The organism is Prochlorococcus sp. MIT 1307, from assembly GCF_034092395.1.
Taxonomy (GTDB): Bacteria; Cyanobacteriota; Cyanobacteriia; order PCC-6307; family Cyanobiaceae; genus AG-363-K07.
In genome coordinates this window covers 1553226-1574150 of record NZ_CP139301.1, presented here as the reverse complement: position 1 = coordinate 1574150, position 20925 = coordinate 1553226, and the positions used below count along the sequence as shown (strand labels likewise).

At 43.5% G+C, this 20925-nt stretch carries 14 protein-coding genes and 1 tRNA gene; 5 read left to right on the top strand and 10 right to left on the bottom strand.

Annotated features, from left to right (window positions below; all coding sequences use genetic code 11):
- Positions 1 to 4: 4 nt before the first annotated feature.
- From SOI82_RS08045 to rpsL, 7 genes are all read right to left on the bottom strand, one after another.
- On the bottom strand, positions 5 to 940 hold the full coding sequence (locus SOI82_RS08045) for a methyltransferase domain-containing protein (protein WP_320666912.1): 936 nt from the start codon (positions 938 to 940) through the stop codon (positions 5 to 7).
- On the bottom strand, positions 940 to 1602 hold the full coding sequence (locus tag SOI82_RS08040) for an LON peptidase substrate-binding domain-containing protein (RefSeq protein WP_320666911.1): 663 nt from the start codon (positions 1600 to 1602) through the stop codon (positions 940 to 942). The genes SOI82_RS08045 and SOI82_RS08040 overlap by 1 nt, the downstream gene beginning before the upstream one ends.
- Positions 1603 to 1667: 65 nt before the next feature.
- The gene (gene rpsJ / locus SOI82_RS08035; protein ID WP_320666910.1) at positions 1668 to 1988 is read right to left on the bottom strand and encodes a 30S ribosomal protein S10; all 321 of its coding nucleotides are present in this window, start codon (positions 1986 to 1988) and stop codon (positions 1668 to 1670) included.
- Positions 1989 to 2132: 144 nt separating this feature from the next.
- On the bottom strand, positions 2133 to 3332 hold the full coding sequence (tuf, locus tag SOI82_RS08030) for an elongation factor Tu (protein WP_320666909.1): 1200 nt from the start codon (positions 3330 to 3332) through the stop codon (positions 2133 to 2135).
- A gap of 41 nt (positions 3333 to 3373) precedes the next feature.
- A complete protein-coding gene (gene fusA / locus SOI82_RS08025) occupies positions 3374 to 5449 on the bottom strand; it encodes an elongation factor G (RefSeq protein WP_320666908.1) in 2076 nt (691 codons plus the stop codon).
- Between the two features lie 99 nt (positions 5450 to 5548).
- Positions 5549 to 6019: a 30S ribosomal protein S7 gene (rpsG, locus tag SOI82_RS08020; RefSeq protein WP_320666907.1), complete on the bottom strand. Its 471-nt coding sequence runs from the start codon at positions 6017 to 6019 to the stop codon at positions 5549 to 5551.
- Between the two features lie 63 nt (positions 6020 to 6082).
- Entirely contained in the window at positions 6083 to 6457 is a 375-nt protein-coding gene (rpsL, locus tag SOI82_RS08015; RefSeq protein ID WP_320666906.1) for a 30S ribosomal protein S12, read from the bottom strand.
- 382 nt (positions 6458 to 6839) lie between these two features.
- Here rpsL and gltB point away from each other — a divergent pair, with 382 nt between their 5' ends.
- Positions 6840 to 11423: a glutamate synthase large subunit gene (gltB, locus tag SOI82_RS08010; protein ID WP_320666905.1), complete on the top strand. Its 4584-nt coding sequence runs from the start codon at positions 6840 to 6842 to the stop codon at positions 11421 to 11423.
- A 3-nt stretch (positions 11424 to 11426) separates the two neighbouring features.
- The gene (locus SOI82_RS08005; RefSeq protein ID WP_320666904.1) at positions 11427 to 11735 is read left to right on the top strand and encodes a YciI family protein; all 309 of its coding nucleotides are present in this window, start codon (positions 11427 to 11429) and stop codon (positions 11733 to 11735) included.
- Between the two features lie 2 nt (positions 11736 to 11737).
- Here SOI82_RS08005 and lipA read toward each other — a convergent pair whose 3' ends face one another.
- Complete coding sequence (gene lipA, locus SOI82_RS08000) at positions 11738 to 12607, bottom strand: lipoyl synthase (protein ID WP_320668397.1); 870 nt, start codon at positions 12605 to 12607, stop codon at positions 11738 to 11740.
- Positions 12608 to 12689: 82 nt separating this feature from the next.
- On the opposite strand from lipA, the gene SOI82_RS07995 reads away from it, so the two are divergent.
- Positions 12690 to 12763, top strand: a tRNA-Pro gene (locus tag SOI82_RS07995).
- A gap of 12 nt (positions 12764 to 12775) precedes the next feature.
- On the opposite strand, the gene cobJ is transcribed toward SOI82_RS07995, so the two are convergent.
- Together cobJ and SOI82_RS07985 are read right to left on the bottom strand one after the other, a co-directional pair.
- Positions 12776 to 14548, bottom strand: a complete 1773-nt coding sequence (cobJ, locus tag SOI82_RS07990) for a precorrin-3B C(17)-methyltransferase (protein WP_320666903.1) — start codon at positions 14546 to 14548, stop codon at positions 12776 to 12778.
- Between the two features lie 221 nt (positions 14549 to 14769).
- A complete protein-coding gene (locus SOI82_RS07985) occupies positions 14770 to 15879 on the bottom strand; it encodes a hypothetical protein (protein WP_320666902.1) in 1110 nt (369 codons plus the stop codon).
- A 452-nt stretch (positions 15880 to 16331) separates the two neighbouring features.
- Here SOI82_RS07985 and psaA point away from each other — a divergent pair, with 452 nt between their 5' ends.
- Both psaA and psaB read left to right on the top strand, forming a co-directional pair.
- Positions 16332 to 18611, top strand: a complete 2280-nt coding sequence (gene psaA / locus SOI82_RS07980; RefSeq protein WP_320666901.1) for a photosystem I core protein PsaA — start codon at positions 16332 to 16334, stop codon at positions 18609 to 18611.
- A 22-nt stretch (positions 18612 to 18633) separates the two neighbouring features.
- Positions 18634 to 20862, top strand: a complete 2229-nt coding sequence (psaB, locus tag SOI82_RS07975; RefSeq protein ID WP_320666900.1) for a photosystem I core protein PsaB — start codon at positions 18634 to 18636, stop codon at positions 20860 to 20862.
- Positions 20863 to 20925: the final 63 nt, after the last annotated feature.

The window sequence follows — 20925 nt, the reverse complement described above, 5'->3', positions numbered from 1 at the left end:
CTAACTATCCACGAGAACGAAAAACACCAAATTGCATTAATCCATTAGCAAATGCCCATCGCATCAATACAATTGTTGGAATCTCTCTAAGTCCCTTGAGCAAAGCTCCTGGGCCAAGACTAAGAACAGCGCCAGGACGCCGAAAACCTTCCAAAATAGAATCTATCCAGGAAGGCAAAGTAAATTTTGTCCAGTCTTCGCTGTCAACAAAGCCACCAGAGAAACGACTATTTATCAAATTTTGACGGAACCCATGAATAGTTGCAAAATCAGGGTGAGCCCATTGATTAAGGAGTTGGCTCATAACAAACCTCTCGAAACCGCTCCTAATTCCAGTAACTGATTCTCTTGAGTTCCAATCTGCAACAGCCAAAACTCCACCAGGTCTAAGAACTCTTAGCATTTCATCTGCATAAAGCTGCTTGTCAGGCATATGAGGACCAGCTTCAACACTCCAAACACCATCAAAACTACTCTGATCAAACTTTAAATCGAGAGCATCCATTACCTCAAAATGGCACAGAAGATCCTTTGGTGTCAGCTCCTTTGCACGCTGAACTTGTGCATGGCTAATTGTTATTCCTATGACATCAAAACCGTACTCCCTAGACAAAATTCTTGAACTTCCGCCAATGCCACAGCCAACATCCAGAACTCTCGAACCAGGAGGGAGTTGATCCAAACCACTCCATCGCACTAAATGATGAACAAAGTCAATCTTTGCTAACCGAAAATCAATTCCCCTGCCTAAATCAGGGTAATAGCCAAGATGCACATGCTCACCCCACAATTGTTCTAAAAGCCGATCATTTGTCCAAGAATCATATGCATTAGCAACAGTGCTACTAGAGGTGTATCTTCTCACTTGAGTGCCCCAGGCCAACAAATAAAAGACCAATAGAACGATGAGAGAAGTGAATACCCAAAACGAAATACTCATCAATTATTGGCCTTATCAACATTAGGGAAGGTCTCTTTAAGAACTGAGCGAGCTGCAAGTTGTTTGCGAGTGTGATCTAACATTTCGAATTCACGTTGCAAACGATCAAAAGTATTATTTAATTCCAATAAATACTGTTGTTCCTTGGCTACAGGTCCTGCAAGATGAGCTGCAATCCAAAATGATAATTCCCTAGGCAAGTCGGGGAGATCTTCAGGTAATACTGTTTGCGAGTCTCGCAATTTGCCTGTTAGAGAAACAACATCTCCAAGAGCAGTCAAAACCGCATCCGAAAGCTTATTCAATTCATCAGAGTTTTTGACCTCTTCATCCTCGATCCAACTAACCATGGCAGTAGCAAAAGGAGCTTCTCTAATCACCTCAAGGATGCGGAATCTTTGCTGCCCCATTGTGATGATGTTGCTACGTCCATCTTCAGATGTATGACATTTGATAATTTCTGCACAACAACCTACGTCTGACATTGTCTTGTTCAGTGGGTCCCAGCGAACAACACCAAAACGGCTATCACTCTCCAACACACTCCTAAGCATAATTCTGTAGCGAGACTCAAATATATGCAGAGGTAAAACTTCTTGTGGAAAAAGGACTACATCAGGCAGGGGAAAAAGTGGTAACTCCCTGACAGCCAGGTCGGTCACTGGAAGCTTTCCAAACAGAACTAAATCCTAAGAGAATTTAGCTCCAATTGGTTGAAAAGAAGGTATTAGAGCTTAACTTCAATATCAACGCCACTTGGTAAATCTAACTTCATCAGTGCATCAATCGTCTTAGCAGAAGGGCTATAAATATCTATAAGCTTTCTATGAGTACGTGTTTCAAAATGCTCCCTTGAATCCTTGTCAACGTGAGGTGACCTCAAGACGCAATAAATTTTTCTTTTAGTAGGAAGAGGTATCGGACCAATTGCAGTGGCAGCAGTATTATCAGCAGTCTCTATAATTTTTTCACACGAAAGATCAAGCATTCGTCTATCGAAGGCTTTAAGGCGAATACGAATCTTTTGTTGAGCAATGGCAGCAGACATAAAAGTTTCCTGGGTAGTTGCCTTAAAGGGTTAAAAGATTGATTATCAAGGTTCGTTAGAAATTCAGTTAAGTGAATTTATCAAAACCAAAGGTTACACATTAGAGGATGACCAGTGAAAAATCTAGCCATCCTCAAGAAGGATCTACTCAATAATTCGAGAAACAACCCCTGCACCAATAGTGCGACCACCTTCTCTAATTGCGAAACGCATACCTTGCTCGATAGCTACTGGGCAAATTAATTCACCAGTCATCTTGATTCGATCACCTGGCATGACCATTTCAACATTGCTTCCATCGTCAGAAGTAAATGCAGTGATTTGCCCAGTTACATCAGTAGTGCGGATATAAAACTGTGGGCGATAACCTGCAAAGAATGGGGTATGCCTTCCACCCTCTTCCTTCTTAAGTACATAAACCTCACCTTCGAATTTGGTATGAGGAGTAATCGAACCTTTCTTAACTAGAACCATCCCACGTTCAATATCTTCCTTTTGTATTCCTCTAAGCAGCAGGCCAACGTTATCACCAGCCATACCCTCATCAAGAAGTTTACGGAACATCTCTACACCGGTAACAGTTGTGAGGCGAGTGTCTCGAATTCCTACTATTTCGATTTCTTCCCCGACTTTTACTTTTCCTCTTTCAATACGACCAGTTGCAACTGTTCCTCGGCCTGTAATGGAAAAAACATCCTCCACAGCTAACAGAAATGGCTTATCAACTTCTCTTTCAGGTTCGGGGATGGAATCATCCACAGCTTTCATTAATTCCTCAACTTTTGCTTCCCATTCAGCATCACCTTCAAGAGCCTTAAGGGCTGAAACCTGAATGACAGGAAGGTCGTCGCCAGGGAAGTCATAACTTGTGAGGAGCTCGCGTATCTCCATCTCAACAAGCTCAATCATTTCCTCGTCATCCACCATGTCGCATTTGTTAAGTGCCACTACCAATGAAGGGACACCAACTTGCTTAGCGAGCAGGATATGCTCTTTTGTCTGCGCCATGGCACCGTCTGTAGCTGCAACAACAATTATTGCTCCATCCATCTGAGCGGCCCCTGTGATCATATTTTTCACATAGTCCGCATGGCCAGGACAGTCGACATGGGCATAGTGACGTCCATCAGTCTCATATTCCACGTGAGCAGTATTAATTGTGATACCACGTTCACGCTCTTCAGGAGCACCGTCGATATCTCCATAATCTTGAGCTTTGGCTTGCCCCTTTTTGGCAAGCACATTTGTAATCGCTGCAGTTAGGGTTGTCTTCCCATGATCCACATGACCAATGGTGCCAATGTTTACGTGAGGCTTGTTCCTCTCAAATTTCTCGCGAGCCATTTTGTTAAAGAATCGGGGGGTAAATAAGGGACGTTCAGAGATCAGGAATTGCCCTGATTCTTGGAGATGATGGCTTCAGCCACATTACGGGGAACTTCCTCGTAATTGCTGAACTCCATTGAAAAGATACCCCGACCCTGGGTCATTGATCGGAGTGTAGTGGCGTAGCCAAACATTTCAGCCAGAGGCACTTTTGCATTCACTTTAGACAGTCCATCGTCAATGGACTGTCCTTCGACCTGACCACGTCGGGAGGAAAGGTCGCCAATGACAGAGCCAAGAAAATCCTCAGGCACCTCAACTTCAACCTTCATCATTGGCTCCAGCAGTACAGGTTTACACTTTTTGACGCCATCTTTGAAGGCCATTGATCCGGCAATTTTAAAAGCCATCTCAGATGAGTCAACATCGTGATAGGAACCATCAACAAGGGTTACCTTCACATCAATCAATGGATAACCAGCAATAACTCCAGACTCTGAGGTTTCCTTCATCCCAGAAGCGGCTGGTTTGATGTATTCCTTAGGAACAACTCCGCCCACAATTTTGTTAACGAACTCGAATCCTGAACCTGGCTCGCCTGGCTCAACTTCTACAACAACATGTCCATATTGACCTTTACCACCAGTTTGCCTTGCAAATTTACCTTCTCCAGATGCACTAGCACGAATAGTTTCCCGATAAGAAACCTGAGGAGCACCAATATTTGCTTCTACCTTGAACTCTCGCAACATACGATCTACCAGTATTTCAAGATGAAGTTCTCCCATTCCTGCAATAACCGTTTGATTGGTTTCAGGATCAGTAGCCACACGGAATGTGGGATCTTCCTCTGCTAAAGCCGTAAGTGCTTTAGAAAGTTTCTCCATATCACCCTTAGTCTTTGGCTCTACAGCGACTGAAATAACAGGTTCTGGGATAAAAAGCGTTTCAAGAACAATTGAATCATCTGTATCGCATAAGGTATCGCCAGTGGTGGTATTTTTCAGACCAAGGACTGCACCAAGATCACCTGCTCGAAGTTCATCAACTTCTTCACGGTCGTCAGCTTTAAGGATTATCAAACGGGAAATTCTCTCTTTCTCATCTTTAGTTGAATTAAGCACGTAGCTCCCTTTAGAAAGAACTCCTGAATACATCCGCACAAAAGTCAGCTTGCCATAAGGGTCTGACATAACTTTGAACGCTAAAGCGCTAAATGAAGCATTGTCATCAGAAGCACGTAATGCCTCATCCCCATTAGGAAGCAACCCCTGTATAGGAGGGACATCTACAGGGGCTGGTAGATAATCCACAACTGCATCAAGAAGCAATTGCACTCCTTTATTTTTGAAAGCTGACCCACAAAGCATTGGGACAAGACCATGCTTTAAAACTCCTTCCCGAATTCCTTTCTCAAGCTGATCTTGAGTCAGTTCCCCTTGATCCAGGAATGTCTCAATAAGAGTTTCATCTGTTTCCGCTACAGACTCCATCAACTTTGAGCGCCACTCAGCAGCAAGCTCTTCCATATCTGCAGGAATGTCCGTTTCTTCAATGTCCTTTCCAAGGTCATCTTTATAAATAAAGGCCTTATTCTTAACAAGGTCAACTATTCCCTTCAGATCATTTTCTGCTCCGATTGGTAACTGAATAGGAGCTGCATTTGCCTTTAAACGATCTTTAATCTGCCCATAAACTTTTAGGAAGTCCGCTCCAGTACGATCCATTTTATTAACAAAAACCATCCTCGGAACTGAGTAACGGTCAGCCTGTCTCCAAACAGTTTCTGATTGAGGTTGAACACCACCAACAGCGCAAAAAACAGCAATAACCCCATCCAGTACACGCATGGAGCGTTCAACCTCAATAGTGAAGTCAACGTGACCAGGAGTATCAATGATATTTATTCTGTGATCTAGCCAAGTTGTTGAGATCGCAGCAGCAGTAATTGTGATGCCGCGCTCTCTTTCCTGCGCCATCCAGTCAGTTACAGCTGCACCATCATGAACCTCCCCCATTTTGTGAACGACACCGGAATAAAACAAAATCCGCTCTGTGCAAGTTGTTTTGCCAGCGTCAATATGGGCTGCGATTCCAATATTTCTGACGCGTTCCAAGGGGAAGGCACGAGCCACGGGAAAATCTCCGGAATGGGGGGATAAAATGCGGGTGTGACTCTACAGGCCAGCCCCCTCGATTTTGATATCTCGATAATTGAAGTGCTTTATTAAAAATCAATAACGGTAATGAGCGAAGGCTTTATTCGCTTCAGCCATCTTATGAGTTTCCTCCCGTTTGCGAACAGCACTACCAGATTCGTTAGCTGCATCCATTAGTTCTGAAGCTAGCTTTTGGGCCATGCTGCGACCATTTCTTGACCTAGAGAAATTAACTAACCAACGAAGTGCCATGGCAGTGCCGCGCTCCTGACGTACTTCCATAGGAACTTGATAAGTAGCACCACCTTCACGCCGTGCTCGCACCTCCACAAGTGGAGTTGCATTTTTAATAGCTGTCTCAAATAGCTCAATAGGATCAGTCCCAGTGCGCTCATGAATCAATCCAAACGCCTCAGCCAAAATTCTTTGGGCTGTGGATTTCTTTCCATGTTTCATAAGTCTTGCGACCATCATTGTCGCAAGACGATTATTGAACTGAGGATCTGGAAGAACTGGGCGTTTTTCAGCAGCGTTACGACGAGACATAAAACGTCAAAATTGAATGAAATGAACTAGGAAAAAATTCAAAAACTTAAGTCGCCTGGATTGTTACTCCTTTGGCGCTTTAGCACCGTACTTTGATCGTGCCTGACGGCGGTCCTTTACTCCAGCGGTATCAAGTGTTCCTCGGATTATGTGATATCTGACACCAGGAAGATCTTTCACTCTGCCTCCTCGCAGCAAAACAACAGAGTGTTCCTGGAGATTGTGACCAATACCAGGGATGTAAGCAGTAACTTCAAAGCCTGAGGTCAAACGAACACGAGCTACCTTTCGGAGGGCTGAATTAGGCTTTTTAGGTGTGGATGTATAAACCCTCGTGCAAACTCCCCTCCTTTCAGGACAAGCTCGCAAGGCTGGTGATTTGGTCTTACGCGTAAGGCGCTGACGCTCAGTTCGAATTAACTGTTGAATGGTTGGCATCGACGTTCAACATATGGCCGGACTCCCGACCTATCTCCAGAATCCATAACATTACTTGTTCACCTGACCAAGTGCCTAATTAAGCAATTCAACTGAGCAAAAACTATTGATGTAAAGAAACAAAATTTTTTAAGAAGGGTGCCACTTCAAAGAAGTAATTCTTCAACTAAAAAAAATCACTCTTTTTAAGGATGACAAAGTCATTGCAAAGTGCAGCATGTCACCAACTTCAGCTATAGAAAGATTGAATCATCCATTGATTTCTAACAAATTACTTCTCTATCCCTATTCCTTTAAAGCACTCTCCTCCCTAGGATTCTGATTTGCCCTTTCCAAACTTTCCCATTCGCACCTGCACAGGGAAAGAGTTCGATTGAAGTTTATGTCCGATCTCCCGCGTAGCCCGAATTGGCCATACTGCGACAGCAGCTCACCTAATGCCTTATCTGGTGAAAAGGATGCCTGCGGTGTGGGCTTTTTAGCTCAAATAAATGGCCAAACCAGTCATTGGGTTCTTCAACAAGCACTTCGCGGACTTCAATGTATGGAGCATAGAGGTGGTTGTGGCGGCGATAGTGATTCTGGAGATGGAGCAGGACTACTTTGCGCAATCCCTTGGAACTATCTAAAAAGCGTTTGGCCTGAAGCAAACTGTGTAAGCAACTTCACTGGCTTAGGCATGATGTTCATGCCTCGTGAATCTGTACTTAGAAATAAAGCTCAGCTTCTATGTGAAGAAGAAGCAAAGATTCTGGGTCTACATTCGAAAGGATGGCGTGATGTTCCAATCAACAGTGCAGTACTAGGACCTCTTGCTCACAAAACAGCGCCATTTATTAAGCAGTGGCTCATAGAAAGTTCAGAAGATGGAAATAAATTAGAAGCCCAATTATTCAGACTTCGCAGACGCATAGGAGAGAGATCTAGACAAGAGTTACGAGAGCACTCCAATGATCTTTATATAGCCTCTTTAAGCAGCAGAACAGTTGTTTATAAAGGCATGGTGAGATCAGAAATACTTCCAGATTTTTATTCAGATTTAAGAGATAAGAGATTTGAAATTGCATTTGCTGTTTATCACAGACGTTTCAGCACTAACACGCTACCAAGGTGGCCACTTGCACAACCAATGCGATTACTTGGGCATAACGGGGAAATCAATACTCTTTTAGGAAACCTCAATTGGGCCAGAGCAACTGAAGTCAATCTTGATGAAGTATGGGGTGAAGCCGCAGCTGATTTGAAGCCAGTCGTAAACCCTGCCTTTAGTGATTCGGCCAACCTTGATGCAACATTAGAGCTACTAGTGCGTAGTGGGCGCCCTATTACAGATAGCTTGCTAAGTCTTGTACCTGAAGCATTTCGAGAGCAGCCTGAATTAAAAAAACAACCAGAAATTGAAGCTTTTTATGAATTTTCTGCATGTACACAAGAACCTTGGGATGGACCAGCATTATTAGTTTTTTCTGATGGCTGTTTTATTGGCGCAACACTTGATAGAAACGGGTTAAGACCTGCACGTTATTGCATCACAAAAGATGGCTTTGTGATCATGGGTTCTGAAACTGGTGTTGTAGACATTGAAGAGACTCAAATCATCGAAAAAGGGCGGCTAGGTCCTGGCCAAATGCTTGCAGTGGATCTTGAAAAGGGTCGTATTCTTCGGAACTGGGATGTAAAAAAAGAGGCTGCTAATCGTAATCCTTATGAAGCTTGGCTAACTCAAAACCGTAAAAATCTCCTCAAGGAACCTTGGTTAAAGCAAACTCAATTATCCAGCCTTGAACTACTACGACAACAAACCGCCTTTGGATTCTCTGCAGAAGATTTCGACTTAATTATCGATGCCATGGCTGGCGGGGCCAAAGAACCTACTTTCTGTATGGGGGATGATATCCCTCTTGCGGTGCTTTCAGATAAGCCTCACATCCTTTACGACTACTTCAAACAAAGATTTGCTCAAGTCACCAATCCCCCCATAGACCCATTGCGGGAAAAACTTGTAATGAGCCTAGAAATGCATCTAGGGAAACGAGGTTCCCCACTATTACCTAAGGCAAATGCAGCGTGTGTACTTCACCTAAAAACACCAATTCTTAATGAAACTGAGCTTGATCAAATAGGTCAACATGGGCTGCCAACAGTAACTCTTTCAACATTAATGCCTGTGGATAATGGTCCTTTAGGCCTAGCAAAAAACCTCAAGGCTTTATGTCTCAAGGCTGAAGAGGCTATATGCGAAGACAATCAAATCATTATTCTTTCTGATCGTGGTGTAAGCCCCAGTACTACCTTCATCCCACCTTTACTAGCGATTGGTGCGGTTCATCATCATTTACTTAAACAAAAGTTGAGACTCAATGCCTCAATAATTGTCGATACAGCTCAGTGCTGGAGTACACACCATGTAGCTTGCCTGATTGGCTATGGCGCAAGCGCAGTTTGCCCATGGCTAACTTGGGAAACTACCAGACATTGGTGGAAAAGTCCTAAAACTCAAAAGCTAATAGAAACAGGAAAACTAAACGATCTAAAGATCGACGAAGCACAAGCCAACTTACAAAAAGCTTTAGAAGATGGAGTGCGCAAGATACTTTCGAAAATTGGAATATCTTTGCTAGCTAGTTACCACGGTGCACAGATTTTTGAGGCAATCGGCATCGGTGCTGACTTAATTGATATAGCTTTCAAAGGAACTACCAGCAGAGTGGCAGGGTTAAGTCTCAAAGAATTAGCCAACGAAATGCTGAGCTTTCATAGCAAAGCCTTCCCTGAGTTAGATAGGAAAAAACTTGAATTTATGGGCTTTGTGCAATATAGAAATGGTGGTGAATTTCATCTCAATACACCTGAGATGTCTAAAGCACTCCACAAAGCAGTTAAAGCTGGTCCAAATTATGACCATTTCTCTACATATAAAACACTGCTCGAAAGCAGACCTTCAACATCCCTGCGCGATTTACTAACCTTTCGAAAAGCATTAAAGCCAATCCCATTAGATCAAGTTGAAAGTGTAGAAAACATTTGCAAGCGCTTTTGCACAGGAGGAATGAGCCTCGGTGCACTCTCAAGAGAAGCTCACGAAGTACTTGCCATAGCAATGAATCGTATTGGCGGAAAAAGTAATAGTGGCGAAGGAGGGGAAGATCCAGCAAGGTTCAAAGTTCTAAATGACGTAGATACAGAGAATTGCTCAGCAACTCTTCCAACCATTAAAGGGCTGCGGAATGGTGACACTGCTTGCTCTGCAATCAAACAAATTGCTTCGGGACGTTTTGGGGTAACTCCTGAATACTTAAGAAGTGGAAAGCAATTAGAGATCAAAGTTGCTCAAGGAGCCAAGCCTGGAGAAGGAGGTCAATTACCAGGAGCAAAAGTTGACCCTTACATAGCGAAATTACGTAATAGCAAAGCTGGCGTAGCTCTTATCTCACCACCACCACACCACGACATTTATTCGATAGAAGATTTAGCTCAATTAATTCATGACTTACATCAAGTACATCCATCAGCAAAGGTCAGTGTGAAGCTTGTAGCAGAAATTGGCATTGGAACAATTGCCGCAGGTGTCGCAAAAGCAAATGCTGATGTAATCCAAATTTCTGGGCATGATGGTGGAACAGGTGCATCACCTCTAAGTTCGATTAAACATGCAGGAGCACCTTGGGAGTTAGGCCTAAGAGAAGTACACCGTTCTTTACTGGAAAACGGCTTGCGTGATCGTGTTTTACTTAGAACAGATGGTGGATTAAAGACTGGCTGGGACGTTGTAATAGCTGCCTTACTGGGTGCTGAGGAATATGGCTTTGGATCAGTTGCCATGATTGCAGAAGGTTGCATCATGGCTCGTGTTTGTCACACCAACAAATGCCCTGTTGGAGTGGCAACTCAACAAGAAGCATTGCGCAAACGTTTCACTGGAGTTCCGGAAGATGTTGTTAACTTCTTCCTTTTTATAGCCGAGGAAGTTCGACAAATAATGAGCGTTCTAGGGGTTAGTCATCTAGAAGATCTCATTGGCCGAACAGACTTACTAGAAAGAAGAACAGTCCAGCTCTCAAAAACTAAGTCGCTGGATCTCTCATGCCTGCTGAATCCAATCAAAGAAGAGGAAGATAGAACATGGCTACGTCATAGTCCAAATGCGCATAGCAATGGTGAAGTTCTCGAAAACAGTCTGCTGAATGAGCCAGAACTAATAGAAGCAATGCAGAATCATGGCAAATTCACTAAAGCAATACCTATTGTCAATACTGATAGAAGTGTGTGTGCTCGTATTGCAGGAGAGCTTGCAGGCATACATGGCAACAAAGGATTCCATGGGCAGCTCAATCTGAATTTTGAAGGTGCGGCTGGCCAAAGTTTTGGGGCTTTTGTAATGCAAGGAATGAATATTCTTCTTACTGGTGAAGCAAATGACTATGTAGGCAAAGGGATTAATGGAGGTCGAATAACAATTATTCCACCATCAACAAATAAAAACGCAGGCAATCAGGTCATTCTTGGGAATACATGTCTTTATGGAGCCACTGGTGGTGAGCTGTTTGCTCTAGGAAAAGCTGGTGAACGTTTTGGTGTTCGCAATAGCGGAGTCAAAGCCGTTGTCGAAGGTGCTGGCGATCACTGTTGCGAATACATGACTGGAGGGGTTGTAATAGTTCTAGGTTCAACTGGTAGGAATGTAGGCGCAGGGATGACAGGAGGAGTCGCATTCCTACTTGATGAAAACAACCAAGTAGCTGATCGAGTTAACCAAGAAATTATTGGCACCTATGAGCTTTCGAATAAAACACAAGAAACTATTCTTAAGAACATGTTAGAAGCCCATTTTAAATACACAAAAAGCCAAAAGGCAGAGACAATTCTTTCTAACTGGTCCGAATGGAAAAAGAAGTTTAAGATCCTTATTCCTCCCAGCGAAAAAATCAAACTTGGCCTACAAAATATTGAGCAATTAATCACTTAAATTATGCCTTTATTTATAAAAACTGAAAAATTTACATCAGAAACTATGCAATTGCTACCAAGTCAACGAGAACATTACCTGAATGAGCATCGTTCTTGGGTTTCAAGCTTAAACCAGTCAGACAAAAAAGTTTCAAGTGGTTATTTAGTCAATGAAGAAAAATTGCCTGGCGGTGGAGGCTTAATGGTTATTAAGGCAAAATCATTCGCAGAAGCAAAGTCTCTGATTCAGCAAGATCCAATTATAGTTGCTGGCCTAGTCAATTGGAATCTTCAAGAATGGATTCCAGTTGTTGGAATGCTACTGGAATAAACTTAGCGTGGAAACTTTTCCATAAGTCTTCGAACCTCTCCAGCGTGATAACTGCTTCTTGTCAATGGTGAACTAACAACCTGAAGAAAGCCAAGTTTTTCTTCGCCATATTTTCTAAAAAAAGCAAATTCATCCGGTAATACAAAACGTTGTACCGGTAAATGCTTAGTTCCAGGGGATAAATATTGCCCAATAGTTATGATATCCACTTCTTTACTTCGAAGCTCAGAAAGAACCTGCAAAACTTCGTTTTTTGTTTCACCAAGGCCAACCATTAAGCCAGATTTAGTATAAACTTTTGGCCAAAGTTCTCGAACCTTCTTCAAGAGCTCTAAAGAACGTTCATATAAACCCTGTGGTCGAACCTTCTTATAAAGTCTAGGAACAGTTTCAATATTATGGTTTAGAACATTTGGCGCTGCATTCATGACACTCGTTAGTGCATCCCAATTGCCACAGAAGTCTGGTATCAATAATTCAATTGTGGTTAGAGAAGATCGCTTACGCACCTGTTCAATACAAGCAACAAATTGACTAGCTCCTCCATCAATCAAATCATCACGGTTAACAGAAGTAATAACAACATGACTAAGACCCAAACGAGCCACTGCTTCACCAAGCCGTTCAGGCTCGGTAGCATCCAAAGGTCTAACACTTTTATCAAAATCAATATCACAGTAAGGGCAAGCACGAGTACATCCAGGCCCCATGATCAAAAATGTCGCCGTACCTCCCGCAAAACATTCACCTATATTTGGACAACTCGCCTCTTGACAAACTGTATTTAGCTTCAAATCGCTCAATAAATCAGATACCCCTCCTATGCGTTCCTGTTGAGGAGCCTTAACACGCAGCCAACTTGGTTTCAGCAAGGTCAAACGTCTAACAAAAAGACTCTAGAAACACTCACAATAAATCAATGTAAATGTTCGGAATCTTCTAAAATGAGATGATCGGGATGTAGCGCAGCTTGGTAGCGCACTTCGTTCGGGACGAAGGGGCCACAGGTTCAAATCCTGTCATCCCGACTAGAGAAGAATTTACTTGGTTAAATAACCACGAGGAGTAAAAAGATAACTTTGATTTAATAGGCTCTGACTATTTCCTATCAAAACAAGAGTAAGCATATCGACTTCATTTACTGGGCAATTTTCGAGAGAGTAGTAATCTATCTTTTCAGCATCTCTTCCGATCTGCCTTGCTAAAGCCATAGGAGTATCCTTGGAGCGATATTGTCTAATTATCTCTAGCGCATCTTGCAACTGCCAATCTCGATCTTTTGACCTTGGATTATAAATAGCAATTACAAAGTCTCCAATAGCAGCCCCCCTAAGTCTCTCTTGAATTTTCACCCAAGGTGTTAACCTATCACTAAGGCTTATCGCACAAAAATCATTCATAAGAGGGGCTCCAATATGAGCAGCAGCTAGTTGAATTGCAGAAATTCCAGGATGAATATTAAAAGTAGGACGTTCAGCTTGAGGCTTTTCAAGCCACAATTCCAAAGCCAAACCAGCCATGCCATAAATCCCACTATCTCCTGAAGAGACAAGAGAAACACTGACTCCTTGGGTTGCCAAATCAAGTGCTTGATTGCATCTTTCACGCTCAAAAGTCAATTGTCCATCTATACGCACTTGATCACTTCGCCGTATTGGATCCAAAAGGTCTAAATAACGCCCATAACCAATCCAGACAACGCTCCTTGAAAGTGCAGCCCGAGCATCATGAGTTAAATAAGTCAAATCTCCTGGGCCACTACCAACTAAATGCAATTCACCACGTTGTGGAGCAAAAGGTTGCATTGCCTCTGCAATAGCAATTGTGACAGCTCCTTTTTCATAAGCATTAGCGTGATAAACCTGCTTCTTCATTATTAGTACGCCATCTGCTCCAGCAGCTAAAAGAGCAGAAGCTTCAGCAACAGAAGGTGTTCCTGTCACTAGTTCAACTTCTCGAGAAGGAGAAGGAACGGTAACCTGCCTAAGCTGATCCGCTGAAAAAAAACGAAGAATCACACCTTGTCGCTTTGCAAGAGAAAGCAAAGCAGGCTCATCAGATTTGAGCTCAAGACTCACTAGACCTGCTATCGCTTCTTTAGCTAAGCCAGCTTTTGCCAAAGCATCTGTCAAAGATCTATCAAGAAGCTCTAAGCTTGACCCTCTTTCACACCCAATTCCAACCCAAAGGGTTGGTGGATGCCAAGAACACTTATAAATAGACTTTGAACCAATGCTGAAATTATTAAATCCTTGAACATTTTCTCGTTTTCGATCTCCTAAAGAGTTTTTAGCAGCAAGAGAGTTGACCCATAATTTTGTGCCTGACGATTGATCAAAAATTATTTTTTTTTCACTAGCTTGCTTCATCATCAACTTATTCCAATCAGAACTATCTCCTGACCTCTTCCACCCCCATACCTCCCCAAAACTATCTATTGCAAGACAATCTTGATTTTTTGAATGCCCAGTTAGAACAGGATTACCGCCTAATTCTTCAGCTAACTCCAAAGCGATTTTTTCAGCCCCAGCCTTATGACCGCCTAAAAGAGGGACAATATTCATTCCTCTGGCATCCATTACAAGTACTGCTGGATCCTCTTCTTTACTTTTTAACAAAGGGCCAATTAAGCGTGTAACCGCTCCTATTGCCCCAACTACAAGCAATACCCCACCGGGATGCCAATATTTGTGAAGTATTTCAGCAGCAGAGGCAACCAACAAGTCTTTTGGTGGAAACTCCAAATTCGATGCCGCTTTCGGTGTTAGAGCAAGCTGATCAACATGCTTGCAAGTTTTTAATCTTTGAAGCAATGTCCAAGAGCTGACTGAAAGTCCAAGTGCGACTCTGTTCTTGGTAGGTGAGGTGTAGTTGTTAGTCAGGGGAGTTGTTTGTAAAAAAAAGCTAATGGAGTCTGAAGTGTTAGGAGAGGTTTAAGACTGAAGCAAAAACAGTGTAAATAAACATTATCAAGAGTAAAAACTATAGAGCGAAATCTTCTTGGAAGCTTGCAAAGAAGATTCCATCAATCCATCTACTTAGGGAAAAGCAACTCATAATCGACAATAGAAGGATCATCTGTTTCAGCTACTGAAGATATACCATTTGATTGAATTGGTGTTATCAATTTCTCTTGAGATAAAGGCATTAAATCTGTTGATTCAAACTCACCTACAAATCTTGCAATTTGTTTTTCACTCAAATCAGACAACATCCATAATGGCTTTTCTAATTGAGAAGTCGAAATAATCCTTAGTTTGTTATTAAAGATTGGATTAATTGGATTCCCTTGAAGGTCCAAAAGTTCAAACTGAATATCAGATATATCAGAAGAGATTCCTTTAATCCAAATAGATTCAAGAGAATCCATCAAAATTGCTTGACCATTAACACTAATTCGTAAGCGCCATTGATCATCTCCTTCAGTTAAACCTTGAAGAGGTGCATTCCAAATTAAAGAATCAATTAATAATGGCTCATCAAAACTAAGAGAGGAGGGACTAGCTATGGTTATCCATGGTTCACCAGTATCCGGTTGTGTCCCTGGAAGTTCTTTAAAAAAGTGAATACGACTTTCAATATTCGTTTCAGGTGCCTTCAAAGCTTCACCCCATGGATAAGACAAATAAGCAACTAATCGATGACTTCCTGGGCTTAATCCATCCATAGGGACAACAACCCTTTCGCCCTCAGCTTTACTAATACGGAGAGGTTCTAAATCATCAACTTGAACAACCACATGAGGTCCTAATCCCACCTCTGGATCTTCAACTAAGGGCCAATTCTTGACATTTAGAACAAGTGACCATTTGTCATTAATTTCCTTCCTCATAATTTCTCCTTCAGGAGGGTATTCGATTCTCAGTTGGGGCTTGTAATGAGCCAAACGTGACCGAATTTTCTGAACAGCTTTGGGAGGAGAAACTTCTCGAAGTTGGCCCTTTAAAGGCTCAACTTCCTGCAACTTATTTAGTGACAATGCATTCAGACCCTCTGATTCATCCAGAAATTCAGAAGTAGCTGTAACAGGGGAGACAAAAGAAAAAGCTAAAGCCAGAAGAACAATCAAAAAAACAACAGTTCCTGAAAGCCTTCGAAATGGGAAAAGACTACAAGTCAGCTTCACTTCTATCAGGTTCGCCAAATCAGGTAATTAATCGTAAGAACAAAAATCAATCGCATTTCACAAAACCTCAAAAATCAACAGAGCTCAATCTGAAAATCAGAATTGATTGAGTTCATGGGATTTACGCGTAAAAAGTTTCCTTCTGACACTAAAAGCTTCGCCAAATCTCCAAGGTTTCGATTGCAAAAAACCTAATCGCATCGAAAAAAGCCGCTCAAGGATGCCCAAGGGATAGAACATTTGTTACGTGCCTAGGTAGTAACAGGCTCGCGGTTCTAAGCTTTCTGGATGCGGACCCCAAAAAGGGAACCCTCTCATTGGTGATAGCGAAGGTCTTCTCCTTTGCTAACACTCAATCCACAAGTCAGATCTACTCAAAAGGTAGTTATGACTTATGGCAAAAAACAAGCCTCTGGCTTGTTTCTGCGGTGGCAAATCCACCTGGACCCCATACCTCGAGGAACCTCTCGATGACCATTAGCCCACCAGAAAGTGGGGAGAAAGTGAACGCTTCAGGAGTTCCGACTCCGTATAACCAGCCTGTCGACAGGGACCACGTCCCAGCCGATCTTGAAAAAGCCGGTAACGCCGGTTTCTGGTCGAGAAGCCTCGCTAAAGGACCCAAAACCACAACTTGGATTTGGAATCTCCACGCTGACGCACACGACTTTGACACCCATATAGGTGATCTTGAAGAAACAAGTCGAAAGATCTTTTCGGCCCACTTCGGTCATCTAGCAATCGTCTTCATCTGGATGAGCGGTGCCTTTTTCCATGGCGCTCGCTTCTCTAACTACTCCGGTTGGTTAGCAGACCCAACGCACGTGAAACCTAGTGCGCAGGTTGTCTGGCCAATTGTGGGGCAAGAAGTGATGAATGGTGATGTGGGGGCCGGTTTCCATGGCCTTCAGATCACCTCAGGTATTTTCCAGATGTGGAGATCTTGGGGCATCACCAGCGAGACACAGTTAATGGCCTTAGCCATTGGTGCTCTTGTCTTTGCGGGCTTAATGCTCCATGGAGGTATTTACCACTATCACAAGGCAGCTCCAAAGCTTGGTTGGTTCCAAAAAATCGAACCAATGATGCAGCACCATCAAATAGTGCTGTTTGGTTTGGGATCAATAGCCTGGGCTGGTCACTTAATTCACATTGGTGCACCAGTTGCAGCAATGATGGATGCGATAGACGCTGGCACGCCTCTAGTTGTTGACGGCGTAACTATTGCTAGCGCTGCTGACATTACTAATCTTTCAACCAGACTCTGTGACCCACAAGTAGCAGGTCAGATTTTTCCTAGCCTCGCCGGTCGCACCGTTGAGAATTTCTTTACTCTCAATTGGTGGGCCTTTAGCGATATCCTCACAAACAAGGGGGGATTAAATCCAGTGACTGGAAGTCTCTGGATGACAGACATTTCCCATCATCATTTGGCATGGGGAGTGTTTGCAGTTTTCGGTGGCCACATGTGGGGCAACAATGTCCACGGAGTAGGTCACAGAATGAAGGAAATCATGGATAACCACAAAGGTGATCCAATCCTTTACCCAGCGCCAAAAGGCCACGAAGGAATCTTCGAGTTCTTAAGCAATAGCTGGCATGGTCAACTCAGTATCAATCTGGCGATGATTGGTTCTGGAAGCATTGTTGTTGCCCATCATCAATATGCGCTTCCTGCCTATCCATATTTATCGATTGATCATCCAACCGTACTTGGACTTTTCACCCACCATATGTGGATAGGTGGATTGTTTATTTGTGGTGCTGCAGCACATGGCGGTATTGCCATGATTCGCGACTACGACCCTGCTCTCCATGTAGACAACGTTCTAGACCGAATCCTCAAAGCAAGAGACGCAATCATCAGTCAACTGAACTGGGTTTGCATGTTTATTGGCTTCCATAGTTTTGGCCTTTACATCCATAACGATGTAATGCGTTCTTTGGGCCGTCCAAATGACATGTTCAGCGATACTGCTATTCAATTACAACCAGTTCTTGCTCAATGGGTTCAAAACCTTTGGAAAGGATCTGTAGGAACTGCTGACCTTGTAGGAGCTGGAGCCCTGCCGGGTGGAGTCAGTGAGGCTTTCTCAATACCTTTGGGAACAGCTGACTTGATGGTCCACCACGTTCATGCTTTTACAATTCACGTAACACTGCTCATCCTTCTGAAGGGTGTGCTTTATGCAAGAAGCTCTCGCTTAATCCCTGACAAGGCAAAGCTTGGATTCCGCTTCCCTTGTGATGGACCTGGTCGTGGTGGTACATGTCAAGTTTCCTCTTGGGACCACGTCTTCTTAGGCCTCTTCTGGATGTACAACTCCCTATCAGTTGTCATCTTCTACTTCTCATGGAAGATGCAAAGTGATGTATGGGGGCTAACAGGTGGAAACTTTGCTCAAAGCTCCATTACCATTAATGGCTGGCTAAGAGATTTCCTATGGGCTCAATCCTCCCAGGTTCTTACTGGTTATGGCAGCGAAACTGCTGGATACAGCCTTTTATTCCTTGGCGCTCACTTCATCTGGGCTTTCAGCCTGATGTTCCTATTCACAGGCCGTGGTTATTGGCAAGAATTGTTTGAGTCCATTATCTGGGCTCACAGCAAGCTGAAGTTGGCTCCAACGATCCAACCTCGTGCCCTTTCAATTACTCAAGGCCGTGCTGTGGGTGTTACCCACTTCCTCCTCGGTGGAATAGTCACCACCTGGGCCTTCTTCCATGCCCGCCTTATTGGGCTCGGCTGACCTCTCCTGACCTTATTCCCACATGGCAACGAAATTTCCTTCGTTTAGTCAGGGTCTGGCACAGGACCCAACAACCCGCCGTATCTGGTACGGCATAGCCACGGCTCACGATTTCGAGAGCCACGATGGCATGACCGAGGAGCGTCTTTACCAAAAGATCTTCGCAACACACTTCGGTCATCTTGCAATCATTGGTCTTTGGGTTGCTGGAAACCTGTTCCATATCGCCTGGCAAGGCAACTTTGAACAATGGGTCACAGACCCACTTCATGTTCGCCCAATTGCTCACGCAATCTGGGACCCCCACTTTGGACAAGGCATAACCGATGCCATGACCCAAGCTGGTGCTAGTGGCCCAGTGAACATTGCATATTCCGGTCTATACCACTGGTGGTACACAATCGGAATGAGAACAAATGAGCAGCTCTTCCAAGGTGCAATTTTTATCAACATCTTGGTTTGCTGGCTACTTTTTGCAGGTTGGTTGCATCTTCAGCCAAAATTCCGACCTTCTTTGGCATGGTTCAAAAACGCTGAAGCTCAACTAAACCACCACATTGCTGTTTTATTCGGTTTCAGCAACATTGCATGGAATGCTCACCTAGTTCATGTGGCCATTCCTGAATCACGTGGACAACACGTTGGTTGGGACAACTGGCTCACAGTTCTTCCTCATCCAGATGGTTTAGCTCCTTTCTTTACAGGAAATTGGGGAGCATATGCGCAAAATCCCGATTCTTTGGAACATGTTTTTGGCACCTCAACAGGTGCAGGAACTGCCATGTACACCTTTATGGGTGGACTGCATCCAGGGACTGAATCTCTTTGGCTTACTGATATAGCTCATCATCACCTAGCTCTAGGTGTAGTAATGATCATTGGTGGCCATATGTACCGAAACACATTTGGTATCGGACATACACTCAAAGAGATCACCGAAGGGCATAACACTGACCATCCCAATGATCCTCATACAGGTCATTTTGGTATTAGTCACAAGGGCATTTACGAGACAGTTAATAACTCTCTCCATTTCCAACTAGGTCTAGCCCTTGCATGTCTAGGTACTGTTTGTAGCTTAGTAGCTCACCATATGGGTGCACTCCCCTCATATGCCTACATAGCTAGGGATTACACAACTCAAGCGGCTCTTTATACCCATCATCAATACATCGCAATTCTCTTGATGTGTGGGGCTTTCTCTCACGGTGCAATCTTCTTTGTCCGTGATTACGATCCAGAACTCAATAAAGACAATGTTCTTGCAAGAGTTTTAGGAACAAAAGAAGCTCTAATCAGCCACCTAAGTTGGGTATGCATGCTCCTCGGTTTCCATACCTTGGGCCTTTACGTCCACAATGATGTAGTAGTTGCATTCGGAACTCCTGAGAAGCAAATCCTTATTGAACCAGTTTTTGCACAGGCCATTCAGGCATTTAGTGGAAAAACAATGTATGGCATAGATGCATTACTTGCTAACGCAAATAGTGCTGCCACCATCGCTTCTCAGCAAATCCCTGGTAATCACTATTGGATGAACATGATCAACGCGTCAGACGCGACGAGCAATTTCCTTCCAATTGGTCCAGCTGATTTCTTAGTTCACCATGGCATTGCACTAGGTGTTCACACCACAGCTTTGATACTTATCAAAGGTGCTCTTGATGCAAGGGGTTCCAAACTGATTCCAGATAAAAAGGACTTTGGATATGCCTATCCATGTGACGGTCCAGGTAGAGGAGGTACATGTGACTCCTCAGCTTGGGACGCAACATACATGGCTCTCTTCTGGGCAGTTAATACAATTGCTTGGGTTCAGTTCTACTGGCACTGGAAACACTTGGCAATCTGGCAAGGCAATGTTGCCCAATTCAATGAGTCAGGTACATATCTAATGGGTTGGTTTAGGGATTATCTGTGGCTCAATAGTTCACAGCTAATTAATGGCTATAACCCATTTGGTGTTAACGAGCTATCTGTCTGGGCCTGGATATTCCTATTCGGCCATTTGATTTGGGCTACAGGATTTATGTTCCTTATTTCCTGGCGTGGTTATTGGCAAGAGTTGATTGAAACTCTAGTTTGGGCTCATCAACGCACACCAATTGCCAACCTTGTTGGATGGAGAGATAAGCCAGTAGCTTTATCAATCGTTCAGGCTCGTTTGACTGGTGTTACCCACTTCGTTGTTGGAACAGCAATCACTTATGCGGCCTTTGTGATCGGTTCAACTGCAGGTAAATTCGGATAAGTACATTTAAAAGGTCCACTTAATGAGAGGTAACCCCCCCGTCAGCAAATAGCTGACGGGGGG

What these genes read in the sequence shown, in the direction of transcription:
- rpsG (WP_320666907.1), bottom strand. Translation starts at nt 6,019, where the DNA reads ATGTCTCGTCGTAACGCTGCTGAAAAACGCCCAGTTCTTCCAGATCCT.
- gltB (WP_320666905.1), top strand. Translation starts at nt 6,840, where the DNA reads ATGTCCGATCTCCCGCGTAGCCCGAATTGGCCATACTGCGACAGCAGC.
- SOI82_RS08045 (WP_320666912.1), bottom strand. Translation starts at nt 940, where the DNA reads ATGAGTATTTCGTTTTGGGTATTCACTTCTCTCATCGTTCTATTGGTC.
- SOI82_RS08005 (WP_320666904.1), top strand. Translation starts at nt 11,427, where the DNA reads ATGCCTTTATTTATAAAAACTGAAAAATTTACATCAGAAACTATGCAA.
- psaB (WP_320666900.1), top strand. Translation starts at nt 18,634, where the DNA reads ATGGCAACGAAATTTCCTTCGTTTAGTCAGGGTCTGGCACAGGACCCA.
- tuf (WP_320666909.1), bottom strand. Translation starts at nt 3,332, where the DNA reads ATGGCTCGCGAGAAATTTGAGAGGAACAAGCCTCACGTAAACATTGGC.
- rpsL (WP_320666906.1), bottom strand. Translation starts at nt 6,457, where the DNA reads ATGCCAACCATTCAACAGTTAATTCGAACTGAGCGTCAGCGCCTTACG.
- rpsJ (WP_320666910.1), bottom strand. Translation starts at nt 1,988, where the DNA reads ATGTCTGCTGCCATTGCTCAACAAAAGATTCGTATTCGCCTTAAAGCC.
- psaA (WP_320666901.1), top strand. Translation starts at nt 16,332, where the DNA reads ATGACCATTAGCCCACCAGAAAGTGGGGAGAAAGTGAACGCTTCAGGA.